Here is a 17346-nt window from a genome sequence, read left to right on the forward strand (position 1 = left end):
GAGTGTTCTCTGGCCTTAGATATAAGCAGGCACCAGACAGTGCTTGTGCTCGATGTGATATTCAAATTCTTCGCGGAAATTCTTGACGAACGCACGGACCGGCATCGCAGCCGCATCACCGAGGGCGCAGATGGTGCGGCCCTGGATGTTGTCGGCGATCGAGTTGAGCATGTCCAGATCGTCTGCACGGCCCTGGCCATTCTCGATTCGGTGCACCATCCGGTACATCCAGCCCGTACCTTCGCGGCATGGGGTGCACTGGCCGCACGATTCTTCGTAATAGAAGTAGGACAGGCGCATCAGCGACTTGACCATGCAGCGCGTATCGTCCATGACGATGACGGCGCCCGAGCCCAGCATGGAGCCGGCCTTGGCGATCGAATCGTAGTCGAGGTCGGTGTCCATCATGACGTCGCCGCGGATCACCGGGGCGGACGAACCGCCAGGGATGACGGCCTTGATTTTTTTACCACCGCGCATGCCACCGGCCAGTTCCAGCAGGGTCGCAAATGGCGTGCCCATGGGAACTTCGTAATTGCCTGGACGCTCGACGTCGCCGGAGATCGAAAAGATCTTCGAGCCGCCGTTATTCGGCTTGCCCAGCGCCGCGTAGGCTTCGCCGCCCATGTTCATGATGAACGGCACGGCTGCAAACGTTTCAGTATTGTTGATGGTGGTCGGTTTACCGTACAGGCCGAACGAAGCAGGGAAAGGCGGCTTGAAGCGGGGCTGCCCTTTCTTGCCTTCGAGCGACTCCAGCAAGGCCGTCTCTTCACCGCAGATGTAGGCGCCGTAGCCGTGGAAGGCGTGCAGCTGGAAGCAAAAGTCGGTGCCCATGATCTTGTCACCAAGCATACCGGCAGCGCGCGCTTCTTCCAGCGCTTCTTCGAACAGGTCGTATTCGGCGAAAATTTCACCGTGAATATAGTTATAGCCCACCGTGATGCCCATGGCGTAAGCGCCAATGGCCATGCCTTCGATCAGTGCATGGGGGTTGTAACGGATGATGTCGCGGTCCTTGAAGGTGCCCGGCTCACCTTCGTCGGTGTTGCAGACGAGGTATTTCTGGCCCGGGTACTGACGCGGCATGAAGCTCCACTTCAGGCCGGTCGGAAAACCGGCGCCGCCGCGACCGCGCAGCGACGAGGTTTTCAGTTCGGCGATCACCTGTTCGGGCGTGATTTTTTGTTCGAGGATGCGGCGCAGCGCGGTATAACCACCGCGTGCCACGTAATCCTGCAAATGCCAGTTCTTGCCATCGAGACCTGCGAGAATCAGGGGCTTGATGTGACGGTTATGGAGGGAAGTCATTTCTTCAGTTCCTCAAGCAGCGCGTCGATTTTTTCATGCGACATCCAGCTGCACATGCGCTTGTTATTGACCAGCATGACCGGCGCGTCACCGCACGCGCCCATGCACTCGCCTTCGACCAGGGTGAACAGGCCGTCCGGGGTGGTATCGCGGTAGCCGATGCCCAGTTTTTTTTGCAGGTACTGGCCTGCCGATTCGCCGCCCGACAGGGCGCACGGCAGGTTGGTGCAAACGGAGATCTTGTGCTTGCCGACCGGCTTGACGTTGTACATGTTGTAGAACGTCGCCACTTCTTGCACGGCAATGGCGGGCATGCCCAGGTGGTCGGCGATTTCCGCCATCAATTCGGCTGGCAGCCAGCCGTGCTGGTCCTGGGCGATGGCCAGCGCTGCCATCACCGCCGATTCCTTGTGATCCGGCGGGTACTTGGCGACCTCGCGATCGATTTTTTTGATTGAATGCTCAGTTAACAACATGTGGGTGCCTGCCTGGTCGATTCTGTTAGCGGTCGATACTGCCGAAGACGATATCCTGGGTGCCGATGATGGTGACGGCGTCGGCGATCATGTGACCGCGTGCCATCTCGTCGAGACTTTGCAGGTGGGCATAGTCCGGGGCGCGGATCTTCAGGCGGTACGGCTTGTTGGCGCCATCGGAGACGATGTAAATGCCGAACTCGCCTTTTGGATGTTCCACCGCTGCATACGCTTCGCCGGACGGCACGTGCATGCCCTCGGTGAACAGTTTGAAGTGGTGAATCAGCGATTCCATATTGGTCTTGACGTCGACCCGCGATGGTGGCGCGATCTTGTGATTGTCGATCATCACCGGGCCCGGGTTGGCGCGCAGCCAGCTCGATGCCTGCTTGATGATGCGATTGGACTGGCGCATTTCTTCGACGCGCACCAGATAGCGGTCGTAGCAGTCGCCATTGGTACCGACCGGCACGTCAAATTCCATCTTGTCGTAGACGGCGTACGGCTGCTTCTTGCGCAGATCCCACTCGACGCCGGAGCCGCGCAGCATGGCGCCGGTGAAGCCCATGGCTTTCGCATCTTCCGGCGAGACCACGCCGATACCGACAGTGCGCTGTTTCCAGATCCGGTTGTCGGTCAGCAGGGTTTCGTATTCGTCGACATAGGTGACGAAACGCTTGGAAAAATCGTCGATGAAATCGAGCAAGGAACCCTGGCGCGCTTCGTTGAGGGCGTCGATGGCCTTGGCGCTGCGGATGATCGATGCCTTGTGTTTCGGCATGGCGTCAGGCAGGTCGCGGTACACGCCGCCCGGGCGGTAGTAGGCCGCGTGCATGCGCGCGCCCGACACCGCTTCGTAGACGTCGAACAAATCTTCGCGGTCGCGGAAGGCATACAGGAACGGGCCCATGGCGCCGACGTCGAGCGCGTGCGCGCCCAGCCACATCAGGTGGTTGAGCAGACGGGTGATTTCATCGAACATCACGCGGATGTACTGGGCGCGCTCGGGCGCTTGAATGCCCAGCAGCTTTTCGATCGCCAGCACGTAGGCGTGCTCGTTGGCCATCATCGACACATAGTCGAGACGGTCCATGTACGGCACCGATTGCAGGTAGGTACGCGTTTCGGCCAGTTTTTCGGTGGCGCGGTGCAACAGGCCGATGTGCGGATCGGCGCGCTGGATCACTTCGCCGTCGAGCTCGAGGACCAGACGCAGCACGCCGTGGGCCGCCGGGTGCTGGGGACCGAAGTTGAGGGTGTAATTCTTAAGTTCAGCCATTATTTGAGACCGTAGGTTTCTTCGCGGATCACGCGCGGGATGATTTCACGCGGCTCGATCGTCACGGGTTGATAGATCACACGCTTTTGCTCGGGGTCGTAACGCATTTCCACGTAACCCGTCACCGGGAAATCCTTGCGGAACGGGTGGCCGATGAAACCGTAATCGGTAAGAATGCGGCGCAGATCGTTGTGGCCTTCGAACAGGATGCCGAACAGGTCGAACGCTTCGCGCTCGTACCAGTTGGCCGAACGCCAGACCCCGACCACCGAGGCCAGCACGGGCAAATCTTCATCTTCGGCGAACACGCGCACGCGCACGCGCCAGTTGTGGGCGATCGACAGCAAATGCGAGACGGCGGCGAAACGCAAGCCATCCCACGCGCCTTCGCCGTAGGTCGAATAATCGACGCCGCACAGGTCGAGCTGCTGCTCGAATTGCAGCGCAGGATCGTCACGCAGGGTCAGCATGGCAGCGAGGTAATTGGCGGCCTTGACCACCACCGTCACTTCGCCGAGGGCGGCGGTGATGGTGACGTCGTCGCCCAGCGCCGTACGCAGATTCGCTTGCAGGAGGTCGAGTTTGGTTGTCATGTATGGTCGCCTCTTAGCGTGCGATGGTGTTGGTGCGCTTGATCTTGTTCTGCAGCTGCAAGATGCCGTAGAGCAGAGCCTCAGCCGTCGGCGGGCAGCCCGGCACGTAGACGTCGACCGGCACGATACGGTCGCAACCGCGCACCACCGAGTACGAATAGTGATAGTAGCCGCCGCCGTTGGCGCACGAGCCCATCGAAATGACCCAGCGTGGTTCCGGCATCTGGTCGTAGACCTTGCGCAGCGCCGGCGCCATCTTGTTGCACAGGGTACCGGCAACGATCATGACGTCGGATTGGCGTGGCGAGGGACGGAAGACGACGCCGAAGCGGTCCATGTCGTAGCGCGCCGCGCCCGTGTGCATCATCTCGACTGCACAGCAAGCCAGGCCAAACGTCATCGGAAACATTGATCCGGTGCGGGCCCAGTTGATCAGCTTGTCAGCTGTGGTGGTAATGAAACCTTCGTTTAAAACGCCTTCAATAGCCATGGCTTATTCCCAATCAAGGGCACCTTTCTTCCAGATGTACCAAAATCCGACGACGAATTCAGCGATAAACACCATCATCGTCACAAAACCGGACCAGCCCAATTCGCGCATCGACACGCCCCATGGGAAGAAAAACGCCGTTTCCAGATCAAACAAAATAAACAGGATTGCAACGAGGTAGTAGCGCACGTCGAACTTCATGCGGGCATCTTCGAATGCTTCGAAACCGCACTCGTAAGGCGACAGCTTGGCCGCATCGGGCGCGCTCTTGCTGAGCAGCTTGCCCAGCACCTGCGGCACGACGCCGACGCCGATGCCGACGAGGATGAACAAAAGAACGGGGAAATATGATTCGAGGTTCACGTGGATGAGCCCTTGTTGATAGTTCGACTGTTGAACAACTGCGGAACCACTGCACGTTCGCAGCGCCCTGCCCTGGACCCTGACATTGACACTGCCAGGATAAACCGATTGACTGTCGTAAAAAAGCCAGCTCAGGCGCACAGCCCTTGCTGGCTTCTAGTAATTCCTGGTGCCGACGGCGAGACTCGAACTCGCAAGGGATTTCTCCCACTACCCCCTCAAGATAGCGTGTCTACCAATTTCACCACGTCGGCGATGAAACGCTATTCTAACCCGCGATACCACTATTTTTCAATGGCAAACTTGCGGTAACACAGGCAAATTGCGGTATAACTTTAAAACTTTTTGCCGGTGCCTGCTTGATTGGCGACACTCTGCTTAATTGATAAGCATAATATCCAATTTTATCAATACAGGCACTGCAAAATGCAGCAAAACGGCCCGCTGAACCGTCAACGACACGCCGATCACCCCTTTACCGGACTGACCATGACACCACGCTGACAGCGCGCGGACCATGTTGTTACCGTTTATTGCCGTTTATTGCCGTTTGTTCTATTCGGCCCTGCGATGTAACAAATACTTCGACCGCTTACTTCGACCGCTTACTTCGACCGCTTACTTCGACCGCTTACTTCGGCACGCTGCTGCCCGGCGTTGCTGGTGCCGCAGGTACTGGCAGCGCTGCGGGTGCCGCCGTGGTCGGCACTGCTGCCGAACCGGTGACCGGCAGCACTGGCGCCGGTGCCACCGTGGTGGTTGCCGGTACCGCGCCGCTGCCGGTGGTGGGCTTGACGGCGGCGGCACGCTCCATGACGCCGGTGCCAACGGCAGGTCCGCGCTGGGTGCCGAAATAGGCCAGCGCCAGGGTGGAGGCGAAAAATACTGCCGCCGCCACGCCGGTCGACTTGGACATGAAGTTCGACGAGCCGGTGGCACCGAACAGACTGCCAGAGGCGCCCGAACCGAAGGCGGCGCCCATATCGGCGCCTTTACCGTGTTGCAGCAGCACCAGGCCGATGATGATGAGGGCCGACAGCACCTGGACGACGACGATAAGATTGAACAAGGTGTTCATGGCATTTCCATTTCTAGTTTGACTGCGAGTTTTAAATTTGGTTCGGGCGGCACTGCTGCTCAGCTGCTTGGCTGCTTAGCTGGCGGCGCCGATAATAGCGAGGAAATCGCCCGCTTTCAATGACGCGCCACCGATCAGGCCGCCATCAATGTCGGTCTGTGCCATCAATTCCCGGGCGTTGTCTGGTTTCATGCTGCCGCCGTACAGAATCTGCACGCCGCCCGCCTGCTTCTGCGTCAACTGCGCCCGCAACTGGGCGTGCACTTCCTGCGCCATGGCGGCGGTGGCAGTCTGGCCGGTGCCGATCGCCCACACCGGCTCGTAAGCGAGCACGATGCGCGCCGCCTCGGCTTCGCTGAGCAGGGCCAGCACGGCGCCGAGTTGTTCACCAACCACGGCAAAGGTTTGCCCTGCCTCACGCTCGGCCAAAGTTTCGCCGACACAAACGATCGGCGTCAGCCCGGCCGACAGCGCTGCCTGCGCCTTGGCGGCCACCAGTTCGCTCGACTCGCCGTGCATGGCACGGCGCTCGGAGTGGCCGACGATCACGTAGGTGCAGGCGAAATCGACCAACATGGTCGCTGCCACTTCGCCCGTGTAGGCGCCGCCGCCATGGGAGGAGACATCTTGGGCGCCCCAGCCAATCGTGCTCCCCGTCAACGCTGCCTGGCACTGGCCCAGATACGGCGCGGGCACGCAGACGGCACTGGCGGCAGCAGGCGTGCCAACGGCCGTCGTCAATGCCTCGAGCAGCGCGGCATTGACGGCAAGGCTGCCGTTCATTTTCCAATTTCCGACAACGAGTTTGCGACGCATGGGACGGGTCCAGGATGGGTTTAACCCGCTATTTTAACCGGCGCCGGCGAAACTGGTCAAACCTTGTAGCACGTCTGGCAAGAAATTAACGTGTGGCGCAGACCATGGCGTTGCTTAACAAAATGTTGCCATTCCGGCGTGGCTATGTCGAAGCGCAAGAAAATACTGGGCAGCATTGCAAATATTCCCTTCCTTAGAGCTAGCGCAAACAGCACGTCGGCGCCGCCCTAGGCAGCCGGCCCAGCGCGCCGTACATTGAGCTGATCAAGGCATGCATGTTGCATGCGTCGGCTGCCGCGTGCCGTGCAAGGTGTACCGTGTACCGTGTACCGTGTACCGTGTACCGTATTGCAACAGCTGGCGTCTCATTTCACCCCCTGAGGAGGAACTGCAGTGGCTACGATCATCGCTCTTTTGCGCGCCGCGCCGCGCCGCGTCGCCCTGCTGTGCTGCGCTGTATTTTGGTGTGCACTGGCCAGCGGCACCGTCCATGCCCAGGGCAGCCAGGCCTGGGCCAGCGAGTTGTGGGTGGGAAGCTGGGGTGCCGGTCCGGCCGGCCCGCCGTTGGACACCGCCAGTGCCGTGTTCAATCAGCAAACCGTCCGCCTGATCGTCCATACCAGCACGGCCGGCAGCCGCGTACGCATCCGCCTGTCCAATGAAATGGGCGGCAGCACCCTGCAGATCGGCGGTGCCCACGTGGCCTTGCGGGTCGCCGGCAGCGCCGGCATCGTCGCCGGCAGCGACCGCACGCTGACCTTCAGCGGCAACCCGACCATCGTGGTGCCAGCAGGCACGCCGGTGCTCAGCGACCCGGTCGACCTGGCCGTGCCGGCGCTGTCCGATCTGGCCATCAGCCTGTATTTTCCCGTTAAAACCCGCGTCACCACCGTCCATGCGATGGCCACCCAGGACAGCTATGTGTCGACTACCGGCAATTTTGTGGGCAGCAGCACGTTTCCCGTACAGGGCACCATCGAGCAGTGGCCCTTCCTGGTGGAAGTCGATGTGACGGGCAAGAGCGGGGCTGGCGCCATCATCACCCTTGGCGACTCGATTACCGATGGCTTGCGCAGCAACGGCAACAGCAACAACCGCTGGCCCGACTGGCTGGCGCGGCGCTTGCAGGCCGGCAGCGGCGCCAGCCTGGGGGTGGTCAACCGTGGCATTGCCGGCAATCGCCTGCTCAGCAATCCGCAGGTCGGCTCGCTGGCCGGTCGCGCCGCCCTCGAGCGCTTCGACCGCGATGTGCTGGCGACAGCGGGTGCGCGGTATCTGATCGTACTGATCGGCATTAACGATCTGATCAACAGTAGCAGCTCGTCGCCCTTGACAAGCGATGATCTGATCGCCGGCTACCGCCAGCTGATTGCACGCGCGCACGCGCGCGGCATCAGCGTGATCGGCGCCACCGTGACACCGTTTCAGGATGCCGACTATTATTCCGCCGACAAGGATCTGGTGCGACAGGCCGCCAACACCTGGATCCGCAGCAGCGGGCAATTTGACGGCGTGGTCGATTTCGACGCCCTGCTGCGCGACCCGGCCAACCCGCGCCGGCTCGCCCCCAGCTACGACAGCGGCGACCACCTGCATCCAAACAACCTTGGCTACCAGTTGATGGGCAACGCCGTGCCACTGTCCCTGTTCACGGCTGGCGTCGTGCGGACGCTGGACGAAGGGGCCAGCGTCGCCGGCAAAGCCGCCGTCGATGTCACGGCCAAGCTGGCAGAGACTGGCGCAGCCAATCTCGCGGCGGGTGTCGCCAGCAATCCTGTGGGCAACGCGGCGCACAAGAGCGCCGCCAGTGCCGCCGTCGATCAAGCGGCGCAGGCGGCGCAGGCGACGGCAAGCGAGGAGGAAAGTGCGAACTAGCCGACTGGCAAACTGGCGGGCTGGCGGACTGGCAGACCGGCACAGTGGCAAACTGGCAGACTGGCAGACTGGCAGAATGGCAGCCGACGCTGCAGTTAGAGCTCGCCGTGCGGCTCGGTATCGGGATTTTTTACCACCGTCAGCCAGTAAGCAAGGCACAGTGCCAGCACCAGGGCCGCCGTGGCATACACATAGTGCGCACCAATTTCCTTGTAATCGAGCACGATGACCTTGCGGGCCACTGCCATGAAGGCGGTGGCGAGTACGATCTTGATGTGGATGACATCTTCGCGCAGGTAGCTGACGATGTTGACGAAGATTTCAATCGCAATGAGCACCGCCATGAAGGTGCCGAAGGTGGCGAGAATGTCGCTGATTGTTAGCAAAAAATAGGGGTGCACCGACATCCGTTCCACCAGCACGTCAATGACATCGGCCACACCCCACCAGATCACCAGCATCATCAACACCGCCAGCAGCCGCACAGCCCAGCGGATCGAGCGCTTGAGCCAGTCGATCAGCGCTTCGTCGAATGGCGACGGGCCGCGCCCGCCCTGCTTGCCGGTCTGTGCTTGGCTCACGATGGCCTCCTGATTCGACGCGGGCACGGGGCGCCACTGGCCCGCACCGCATCATCTTACCGCCATCGAAAACCTGTGGACAGAGCTTGCGTGCGGGTGCGCACGTTTGAAGTGAGGCATACCTGCGGCACTGTGGTTGGCGCCCGTCCAGTGGCGTACCCCACTGCCAGATTGCGTACGCCACGCATAGCGACGAACATGTCGACACGCAGTCATCGACAGCAGTGGTAGTGGTCGGCGGCGGCCAGGCTCGGCTGGGCCGCGCCATCGCGCCCCGCCTGGCCACCTGGCCACCAGCTACAGCGAGGTCGGCTTTGATCGCGCCGGCACCGACTGGTTTGAAGCCGACCTCGCGTCTGGCCAGTCGCCACAAGCCGGCTGCGCGCAATCGCATGCGCTGCATGGCACTGCGCTGCCAGGCGCCACTGCGCCCTCGCCGTCAGAGCGGCTGGCGGTGCGCCAATATGGTGTGCAGTTCCAGCCCCCAGCGCGTCATCGCCTGCGACACCAGGGTCCGTGCATGGAGGCTGAGGCGGTCATCAGCGCCGATCAGGCCGAGCATCATGCCCAGTAGCTGCCGCTGGCCCCATGGTCGCTGGCCAGCACAACCTGCAGGTCTTCGCAAAAGTGCTGGAGAATGCGATCGAACGGCAATTCGTCCAGGGCCAGGCGTTGCACGATCTGGCCGGCGCGCAAGCGGGCCAGCTCCGCTTTGTCTAGACCACCATCTGCAAGCAGGGCCGCAACGACAATGCGGGCTTGCGCTTCGGGGCTGTCGGGATAGTAATGACGCATGCTGGCATTCCTGTTGACCAGCCGAGCACATCGAACTCGTCAACATCGTCAAGTTCGCCAAGTTCGCCAAGTTCGCCAAGTTCGACGGTCGCGCTGTCAGCCAGCAAAGGGGGACAGGGGCAGTATGCTCAGACCAGCGGAATTTTCCATGCAGATCCGGCAAACACGGCACCGTTTTCAGTTGCCCGCGCCGGCACCGCTGCGCGAGGCCGTCGGCAAGGGTGTGCCCGGCTTCCAGTTGCGCGACAGCGCCTGCGCCTCGTCGATCTGCTCCTGGCTCATCAGGCGGGCCAGCGCCGTGCGCTGCGCGCTGGCGTTGTTGTTGCCGCCGGCAGCGGCGAGATTCCATAGCATGCACGCGATCACCACATCATGGGGCATGCCCGCCACATGAAAGCGGTACAGCAGGCCCAGGGCGTACTGGGCATCGGCGTGGCCCTGCTCGGCCGCGCGGCGAAACCACTGCACGGCGAGCAGCTGATCCTGCGGTACGGTATTGCCGGTGTAGTACATGGCACCGACCACGTACTGGGCATCGGCCTTGCCTTGCTGGGCGGCCTTGCGGTGCCATTCGAGCGCCGCCTTGTAATCGCGCTTGACGCCACGGCCCATGTAATACATCAGGCCCAGCAAGTGCTGGGCATCGGCATTGCCGGCACGCGCCAGCGGCACGATGTCGCGCAGTGCCTGTTCATAACGGCCGGCGTTATAGGCACTGGCGCCTTCGGCGAAACCGGCCATCGCCAGACCCTGGATGCCAAGGCCGAGGCCGCACGCCAGGGCGACGGCAAATAAGTGTTTTTTCATGTCCCTCGATGCGCTTGTGTGATTGGGTCGTCTTGTTCTTGCCGGACTGATGGAAGGGCGCGCGGCGGCGTCGCTACCAGTTCATTGACGGCTCACTTCCAACTGACCTTGCCCAGCCCGTCCGCAGTCACCGAGCGCCTGGGCGGCTTGCCATACACGGTCACCGAGCCCATCCCCGACAGATTGAGCACGGCATTCTGGCGCGCCAGCACGCTGGCATTGCCGAGGCCGCTCATGTCAAGATCGACGGTGTCGGCCAGGAATTTTTCGGCATCGAGCCCCCCCAGCCCGCCCAGCGAGGCCTTCAGCACTTTGCTGCGACCGACCAGCGTCACATAGCCGGCGCCATGCATATTCAGTTCAACCAGCTCGCTGTTGCCGGTTTGTAGATGCATGCTGCCCACCCCGCCCAGCGAAGCATTGATGACGCGGTAATCGGCCACCAGGCGCATGGTGCTGGCGCCGTCGAGGGTCAGATCGAAGATGTCGCCACTAAAGCCCGTTACCTCGGTCGAACCGACGCTATCGGAGCGCAATTCGCGCAGGCGCGGCAGCGTCAATTCGGCGCGCAGCATGCTGCGGCGGCTGAACTTGACCTGGTGGCTGTCGGTATCGATGAGCAGGGTATCGCCCGTTTGCACGGTGCTGGTCTTGTCGATCAATCTGCGCTCACCGATCAAGACCAGCTCGGCAACCGCACCCTGGCGCACCTTGACGTTGATGACGCCGTCGAGCTTGACTCGCAGCACGCGGGCGTCGACAGTGCGCGCTTCGCTGATGCTGTCGGTGTCGCTAACGACCTTGCCTTCGACGGCGGCGCCGGCGCCGTGGGCGGAGCCGGCCAACAGGCACAGGGCAGTGCCAGCAATAAGCAGATAGTTCATGCGCGGGGTCCGTAACAGGTGGGCGTCGATGGCCGATGGCAGGCGGCAGTGCTGGTGGCAAGCATGCACATCACGCGCGCGGCTGGCGCTTGCCGACGATGGTCACCACCTGCATCGGGCCGCTCACCGCGACAGCTGGTGCGAGCGCAGCGGGCAACACTGCAGCGGGCAACACCGTGGCCGGCGCGGCAGCATGAAGCGGGACGGCGGCAGTAGCGATGCCAGTGGCGGCGATGACGGCGAAAGCGCAGACCAGTACGGCTTCCATATGTTTGCTGAGGTTCATGGCGTTATTCCTTCGGAGTGGCGTTGGTATGATGGCACTGTAGCGCCGCCCCCAACCCGCCTCCATCGGATTGCGATGGACTGCATAAAACGCCTGCTCAATGACCAAAATGGCGGCATGGTCGCGCCGATGCAGGTGCAGCGGTGCCGCCATCCGGCACAGCGCGCCGCCAAGCCCTGCCTTCACCCCAGCGAACGCTCCGCTGCCTGCTGCACCAGTGCATCGAGCGCTGTCGTCACCTGCGCCATGCTGGCGGCCACCACGCCAAAGTCGCGCCCCTGCTCACCGGCGCGGGCGGCGGTCACCTGGGCATTGAAGGCCAGTTGGCGGGCTTGCTGACTGACCGTCTTGATTTGCCCCATCAACTGGTGTAGCTGGCGGCGTTGCGCCTGCGCATGGCGCATGGCTTGCTCTTCATAGACCAGGGTCAATCCATTCAAAACGCTCAGCAGCGGCGTAGCGCTCTTGACCAGCTGGTCGAGCAGCACCGGCGCACCGATCCGGTTGTCGGCAATGGCAGCGAGCGTCAGTTCGGCCAGATCGATGAAGGCGCGGATGTTACGGTCGCCCTGCAGGGTGCCGAAATAGGCGTCGTGCAACTGGCCGCTGAACACGCCCGGCAGGCTGCCCTTGCCCTGCATCAGGGTGTTGTGAGCGTCCACCAGCTGCGCCAGGGTGGCGCGCGCGGTGGCCTCGGCGCCCTCGTGACCGAGCGAAGCGAGTACCGCATAGAGCACCACCCGCTGCGAGGTAAACCGGCGCCGCCCCGACAGATTGATGAGGGCGCCGAAGACATCATCGGACAGCTGCGCCGCCGCCAGCGGCGCCGGCGCCGTGGCGGCGCGGTCGAGCGGGTCGGCAACACAAGCGCTGACAACGACGTCGGTAGCGCCATCGACCGCGGCGGCGGTGGTGGCTTGATAGATGAGCTGGTCAGCCATGGCGTCTCCTTATGCGATGCCGCTAAAACGTGCATATTTCGTGCCATCTGCCAGGTGGCACGCGCACCATGTTTTGCACCAGCGCGGCGCAGCGATGGGCGCAGCAGGCGCATGCCAGCACCAGCGCGGCGCAGCGCATGGGCGAAACATGCATATAAAATTGTTACCGCAGCAATTGGTTTTTTCGCTAAGATTGTGCCCAAGACGCCGGCCAGCAGCAGGCCAGAGCGCTACCGTTCACCCCATAGTTCGGCATCCGGGTCAGTGCCGCGGTTCACATTTCACCGCGCCGCCAGATCTGGGGGTCACATTCATCGAGATCACGAGGTCCGCCACCATGCTCATTTTGCGCAAACGCACTATCCCCGCCCTGCTCGGGGCGCTCTCCCTGTCGCTCTCCGCACTGGCCGCAACACCCGATCAATGGACGTTGCCCGTCAACGTCCAGAAGCTCGACAACGGCCTGACCGTCATCGTCTCGGAAGACCACACCTCGCCCACCGTCGGCGTCTCCGTGGTCTACCACGTCGGCATGCGGCTGGAACCGAAAAACCGTACCGGCTTTGCCCACCTGTTCGAACACCTGATGTTCCAGGGCACGCCAAATGCACCGAAAGGGGTGTTCGACAAGGCCATCACGGGCGGCGGCGGCCGCAACAATGGATCGACCCGTCCCGACTTTACCAATTACATCGAAACGGCGCCCGTGTCGGCGCTCGCTTCGATCATGTGGCTCGAAGCGGACCGCATGAAGACGCTCGACTTCAGTCCCGCTTCGCTGAAGAACCAGCAGGACGTGGTCAAGGAAGAAATCCGCGTCAACGTGAAGAACCAGCCATATGGCGGCTTCATGTGGATCGACATCAGCCAGCAAGCGTTCCAGAAGTGGGAAAACAACCACGATGGCTACGGCAGCTTTGAAGACCTCGAGGGGGCCAGCCTCGACGATGTGCGCGCCTTCCACCGCGATTACTACGGCCCCAACAATGCAGTGCTGGCCATCGCCGGCGACGTCACCCCGGCGCAAGGCTTCGCCCTGGCCAAAAAATATTTCGCCGCCATCCCCAAACGCCCGGTCCCGGCCGGCAGCGATTTTACCGAAGGCTTGAACACGGCGGAAAAACGCATCGAGCAGAGCGATGCCCTGGCGCAGGCGCCCGCGCTGGTAGCGGCGTGGAAGATGCCGGCACGCGGCAGCCGCGACCAGGCCGCCATGGCGGTGCTGGGCGAAGTGCTGGCCGGCGGCGACGCCTCGATGCTCTACCAGGGTCTGGTCAAAGGGCGCGAACTGGCGCTCAACCTCGACAATCTGTACGGCTTGACGGGACCATGGGAATTCGACGGCCCGACCCTGTTTACCGTGTTCGCCGTCTACAAGCCGACCAGCAGCGCCGACGCCATGCTGGCGGCAATCGACGAAGAAATCGCCAAGGTGGTCAAGAACGGCGTCGACGCCGCCACCTTGCAGCGCACCAAGACGCGCATGCTGGCCGACTGGAACAACAAGCTGGAAAGCTTCATCAACCGGGCCGACACCCTGGCCAAGTTGCAAACCCTGTGGGGCGATGCCAAGGTGGTCAACCAGATCCCCGGCTGGATCGAAGCGGTCACGTCGCGCGACATCGAGCGCGCTGCCGCCACCTATCTGACGGCGGCCAACCGCACCGTCATCGACCGCAAGCCGATCGCCAAAGCTGCAGCAGCGCCGGTAACAGCGGCCCCAGCAGCAGCCCCAGCCATCGAAAAGAAATAAGGAAAGCGCGATGAAAACATTATTGATCACTGTGTCCATTGTCAGCGCCTTCGTACCGTGCGCGCAAGCGGCCGACGTCAAACTGCCTGCCGCCATGCCGGCCTACGGCAAGGACAAGCCGATCCCGGCGCCAAACATCGTCAAGCACAGCATGGCCAACGGCCTGCAGGTGTGGGTCGTCGAGCGCAGCGGCGTGCCGCGCGTCGATTACGTGCTGGCCGTGCGCGGCGCTGGCTACACGGCCGACGACAAGGACCACCCCGGCTTTGCCAACCTGATGGCAGGCCTGCTCAACGAAGGCACCAGCGTACGCGATTCGCGCGCGATCGCCGAAGCAGCGCAGGGCATGGGCGGCTCGGTGGGCGCCTCGACCAGTGTCGATGGCATGCTGGTGTCGGCCAATGCCGTCACCTCGCGCGCCGGCGACATGATGGGCTTGCTGGCTGAAGTGGCGCGCCTGCCCTCGTTCCCTGTCAAGGAAGTGGCGCTGGCCAAGGCCAACGCCCTGCAGTCGCTAAAAGTGCAGGAAGCCACCCCCGGTTTCCGCGCCGAGCGCGCGATTGCCAAAGCGGTCTACGGCGACCATCCGTATGGCCGCGTGCAAGCAACTGCTGAAGCGATTACCTCCACCACCGATGCCATGCTGCGCGCCGAGCACGCACGCCGCTTCCGTCCCGACCAGGCGCTGCTGGTGATCACCGGCCGCATCAAGGCCAAAGACGCCATCGCCCTGGCCGAACGCGCCTTTGGGGACTGGAAAGCGAACGGCGCTGCAGTGCCGCCGACGCCGCCAGCACCGCACAGCGCCACGCCGCAGCGGATCCTGCTCGAACGGGCCGGCAGCGTACAGTCGACCATCCGCCTGGGCAGCCCGGGGATTGCCGCCAGCACCGCCGACTTCGTGCCGATGCGGCTGGCCAGCACCATTGTCGGTGGTGGCTTTTCCAGCCGCGTCAACCTCAACCTGCGCGAAGCGAAGGGTTACACCTACGGCGCCTCGGCCGGCGCCCGCGTCAACCGCGACGGCGGCAGCGTGATCGGCGGCGCCGATGTGCGCAACGCCGTCTCCGGCGCCTCGCTGACAGAGTTTTTCAACGAGTACAAGCGGCTCGGCACGGACCTGGTATCGGACGAGGAAATGGCGATGAACAAGCGCTACGTCGCCGGCGGCTACCTGATCAACAACCAGATGCAACGCGCGGTGGCGGGCACGCTGGCCAGCAACTGGCTGATCGGTCTGCCTGCTGAATTTTTGGGCCAGTATGTGCCGCTGATTCAAAAGGTCACGCCAGAACAGGTGCGCGCTATCGGCAAACAGTATTTTGCGCCGGAAAAGCAATCGATTGTCGTCGTTGGCGATCCTGCGCAAATCAGTGAGCAGTTGAAGGCGTTTGGCGAGTTCAAGGTCAGCGAGAAGTAAGCAAAAGTCAGCAAGCAGCAAGCGAACAGCCGGCTTGCCGGTCGCTGTCGATATGGCCACCGGCCATCGCAGCGACGGCGGGCTGCACGCGTCCACGGCCGGATCGATGACCCGTCGTTCACCCCACCTTGGGACAGGCACCCTGCGGGTGACTGCGCGGCGCCCCTGGCAGCCGGGGCACTGGCGCGCAGGCGCCTGTGCCAAGGGTCGCCCCACCGCTCACCCCACCGCGCGCCTGCTACACTTGCGCATGACCACGCCCCCTTACGACGCCATCATCGTTGGCAGCGGCCCCGGCGGCGCCAGCGTCGCCCGTGACCTCGCCCGCCGCCACTGGCGCGTGCTGGTGCTCGAACAGGGCAGCGCCGCACCGCTCTCCGGCACGCTCACGCAGATGGCCAGCATGGCCGCCATCCCCGGCCGCGGCCTGTTCATCCACCGCGACGCCTCGCTGCTGGTGCAGGGCATCGGCGCCGGCGGCAGTTCGGCGCTCAACTTCGCCACTGCGGCGGCGCCACCGCCCGCCATGTTCGCCGCCCACGGCATCGATCTGTCCCGGCAACTGGCGCAGCTGCGCGCCGAACTGCCCATCGCGCCGCTGCCCGACTCTCTGGTGGGACCGATGGCACGGCGCTTGACGGCAGGCGCACGCGCGGCCGGCATGGACTGGCAAGCACTCGACAAGATGATCCGCCCGGCGCGCTGCCGCGCCGGTTGCTGGCGTTGCGTCTACGGCTGCCCGTTCGGCGCCAAGTGGACGGCGCGCGATTTTCTCGACCAGGCCATCGAGAACGGCGCCGTTCTGTTCGACCGCACCCGGGCCCGGCGCGTGCTGCTCGAAGACGGTCGCGCCGTCGGCGTCGTCTACACGCGCGCTGGCACCACCCAGGTGGCGCAGGCGCGCGTGGTGGTACTCGCCGGTGGCGCTGTTGGCAGTAGCCGGCTGCTGCATGCCTCGGGTCTGCGCGGCGCCACCAGCGGCTTTTTCAGCGACCCCGTCATCAGCGTGATGGGTGCGGTCGATGATCTGGCAGTGGCCGTCAACGATGGTGAGGACGCCGGCAACGAAGTGCCGATGGCCGCTGGCGTGCGCTTCGATGGTGACGGCATCTCGTTGGCCGATCTGGCGCTGCCGCGCCCCCTGTTTCAGGCGTTTGCCGCGCAGGCGGGCCGCCTCGACCGGCTGGCGGCGCACGCGCGCACGCTGTCGGTGATGGTCAAAATTGGCGACGAGATCGGCGGCGCCATTGGCCCGCGCTGGGTGTCCAAACCGCTGCATGCCAGCGACCGTCTCAAATTTGCGCGCGGTGTCGAGCTCGCGCGCGCGGTACTGCGCGAAGCTGGCGCCAGCCACGTCTTTGCCAGCCACCATTTCGCCGCCCATCCCGGTGGCAGCGTGCGCATCGGCGACGGCGTCGACGCCGACCTGCAAACGGCGGCGCCCAATCTTTACGTGTGCGACGCCTCCGTGATTCCCGGCCCTTGGGGCTTGCCGCCCACCTTGACGCTGCTCTGCCTGGGCACGCGCCTGGCCAGCCACCTCGCCCGGCAAACGTAAAGCAACAGACGTAAAGCAACAGACGTAAAGCAACAGACGT

At 63.2% G+C, this 17346-nt stretch carries 19 protein-coding genes and 1 tRNA gene; 4 read left to right on the forward strand and 16 right to left on the reverse strand.

All coding sequences use genetic code 11. From position 1 onward, the window contains the following. Positions 1-15: 15 nt before the first annotated feature. From nuoF to tpiA, 9 genes are all read right to left on the reverse strand, one after another. On the reverse strand, positions 16-1311 hold the full coding sequence (gene nuoF / locus ACP7BZ_RS00865) for an NADH-quinone oxidoreductase subunit NuoF (RefSeq protein ID WP_426109754.1): 1296 nt from the start codon (positions 1309-1311) through the stop codon (positions 16-18). After that, positions 1308-1787: an NADH-quinone oxidoreductase subunit NuoE gene (gene nuoE, locus ACP7BZ_RS00870; RefSeq protein WP_426109755.1), complete on the reverse strand. Its 480-nt coding sequence runs from the start codon at positions 1785-1787 to the stop codon at positions 1308-1310. The genes nuoF and nuoE overlap by 4 nt, the downstream gene beginning before the upstream one ends. Before the next feature lie 25 nt (positions 1788-1812). Then, positions 1813-3066, reverse strand: coding sequence for an NADH-quinone oxidoreductase subunit D (locus tag ACP7BZ_RS00875; protein ID WP_426109756.1), 1254 nt, complete (start codon positions 3064-3066; stop codon positions 1813-1815). Then, on the reverse strand, positions 3066-3659 hold the full coding sequence (locus ACP7BZ_RS00880; protein WP_426109757.1) for an NADH-quinone oxidoreductase subunit C: 594 nt from the start codon (positions 3657-3659) through the stop codon (positions 3066-3068). Before ACP7BZ_RS00880 ends, ACP7BZ_RS00875 begins: the two co-directional genes overlap by 1 nt. 13 nt (positions 3660-3672) lie before the next feature. Then, positions 3673-4149, reverse strand: a complete 477-nt coding sequence (locus tag ACP7BZ_RS00885; RefSeq protein ID WP_305504525.1) for a NuoB/complex I 20 kDa subunit family protein — start codon at positions 4147-4149, stop codon at positions 3673-3675. 3 nt (positions 4150-4152) lie between these two features. Continuing rightward, a complete protein-coding gene (locus ACP7BZ_RS00890; protein ID WP_426110490.1) occupies positions 4153-4512 on the reverse strand; it encodes an NADH-quinone oxidoreductase subunit A in 360 nt (119 codons plus the stop codon). A 167-nt stretch (positions 4513-4679) separates the two neighbouring features. Further along, a tRNA-Leu gene (locus tag ACP7BZ_RS00895) sits at positions 4680-4766 on the reverse strand. A gap of 377 nt (positions 4767-5143) precedes the next feature. After that, the gene (gene secG / locus ACP7BZ_RS00900; RefSeq protein WP_426109758.1) at positions 5144-5590 is read right to left on the reverse strand and encodes a preprotein translocase subunit SecG; all 447 of its coding nucleotides are present in this window, start codon (positions 5588-5590) and stop codon (positions 5144-5146) included. A 75-nt stretch (positions 5591-5665) separates the two neighbouring features. Beyond that, positions 5666-6406, reverse strand: coding sequence for a triose-phosphate isomerase (tpiA, locus tag ACP7BZ_RS00905; RefSeq protein ID WP_426109759.1), 741 nt, complete (start codon positions 6404-6406; stop codon positions 5666-5668). A 393-nt stretch (positions 6407-6799) separates the two neighbouring features. Here tpiA and ACP7BZ_RS00910 point away from each other — a divergent pair, with 393 nt between their 5' ends. Further along, positions 6800-8281 carry an SGNH/GDSL hydrolase family protein gene (locus ACP7BZ_RS00910; RefSeq protein ID WP_426109760.1) on the forward strand — a complete coding sequence of 494 codons (1482 nt, stop codon included), beginning with the start codon at positions 6800-6802 and terminating at the stop codon, positions 8279-8281. A gap of 95 nt (positions 8282-8376) precedes the next feature. On the opposite strand, the gene ACP7BZ_RS00915 is transcribed toward ACP7BZ_RS00910, so the two are convergent. The 7 genes from ACP7BZ_RS00915 to ACP7BZ_RS00945 form a co-directional block, all read right to left on the reverse strand. Next, on the reverse strand, positions 8377-8862 hold the full coding sequence (locus ACP7BZ_RS00915) for a phosphate-starvation-inducible PsiE family protein (protein ID WP_426109761.1): 486 nt from the start codon (positions 8860-8862) through the stop codon (positions 8377-8379). Positions 8863-9301: 439 nt separating this feature from the next. Continuing rightward, positions 9302-9427, reverse strand: a complete 126-nt coding sequence (locus ACP7BZ_RS00920; RefSeq protein ID WP_426109763.1) for a hypothetical protein — start codon at positions 9425-9427, stop codon at positions 9302-9304. Further along, positions 9424-9657 (reverse strand): hypothetical protein, encoded by a 234-nt coding sequence (locus ACP7BZ_RS00925; protein ID WP_426109764.1) that lies wholly within the window; start codon positions 9655-9657, stop codon positions 9424-9426. The genes ACP7BZ_RS00920 and ACP7BZ_RS00925 overlap by 4 nt, the downstream gene beginning before the upstream one ends. Before the next feature lie 177 nt (positions 9658-9834). Beyond that, the gene (locus ACP7BZ_RS00930; protein WP_426109765.1) at positions 9835-10464 is read right to left on the reverse strand and encodes a tetratricopeptide repeat protein; all 630 of its coding nucleotides are present in this window, start codon (positions 10462-10464) and stop codon (positions 9835-9837) included. Positions 10465-10556: 92 nt separating this feature from the next. Continuing rightward, positions 10557-11348 (reverse strand): GIN domain-containing protein, encoded by a 792-nt coding sequence (locus ACP7BZ_RS00935; protein ID WP_426109766.1) that lies wholly within the window; start codon positions 11346-11348, stop codon positions 10557-10559. A gap of 70 nt (positions 11349-11418) precedes the next feature. Further along, entirely contained in the window at positions 11419-11634 is a 216-nt protein-coding gene (locus tag ACP7BZ_RS00940; RefSeq protein ID WP_426109767.1) for a hypothetical protein, read from the reverse strand. Between the two features lie 182 nt (positions 11635-11816). After that, positions 11817-12575 (reverse strand): methyl-accepting chemotaxis protein, encoded by a 759-nt coding sequence (locus ACP7BZ_RS00945; RefSeq protein ID WP_426109768.1) that lies wholly within the window; start codon positions 12573-12575, stop codon positions 11817-11819. A gap of 337 nt (positions 12576-12912) precedes the next feature. Here ACP7BZ_RS00945 and ACP7BZ_RS00950 point away from each other — a divergent pair, with 337 nt between their 5' ends. From ACP7BZ_RS00950 to ACP7BZ_RS00960, 3 genes are all read left to right on the forward strand, one after another. Then, on the forward strand, positions 12913-14328 hold the full coding sequence (locus tag ACP7BZ_RS00950) for a M16 family metallopeptidase (protein WP_426109769.1): 1416 nt from the start codon (positions 12913-12915) through the stop codon (positions 14326-14328). A gap of 10 nt (positions 14329-14338) precedes the next feature. Then, the gene (locus ACP7BZ_RS00955) at positions 14339-15748 is read left to right on the forward strand and encodes a M16 family metallopeptidase (RefSeq protein WP_426109770.1); all 1410 of its coding nucleotides are present in this window, start codon (positions 14339-14341) and stop codon (positions 15746-15748) included. A gap of 250 nt (positions 15749-15998) precedes the next feature. Further along, on the forward strand, positions 15999-17306 hold the full coding sequence (locus ACP7BZ_RS00960; RefSeq protein WP_426109771.1) for an FAD-dependent oxidoreductase: 1308 nt from the start codon (positions 15999-16001) through the stop codon (positions 17304-17306). The last annotated feature ends 40 nt before the right edge of the window (positions 17307-17346 follow it).

Origin of the sequence: Massilia sp. PWRC2 (genome assembly GCF_049896725.1) — a bacterium.
Lineage (GTDB): Bacteria > Pseudomonadota > Gammaproteobacteria > Burkholderiales > Burkholderiaceae_D > JAFCUW01.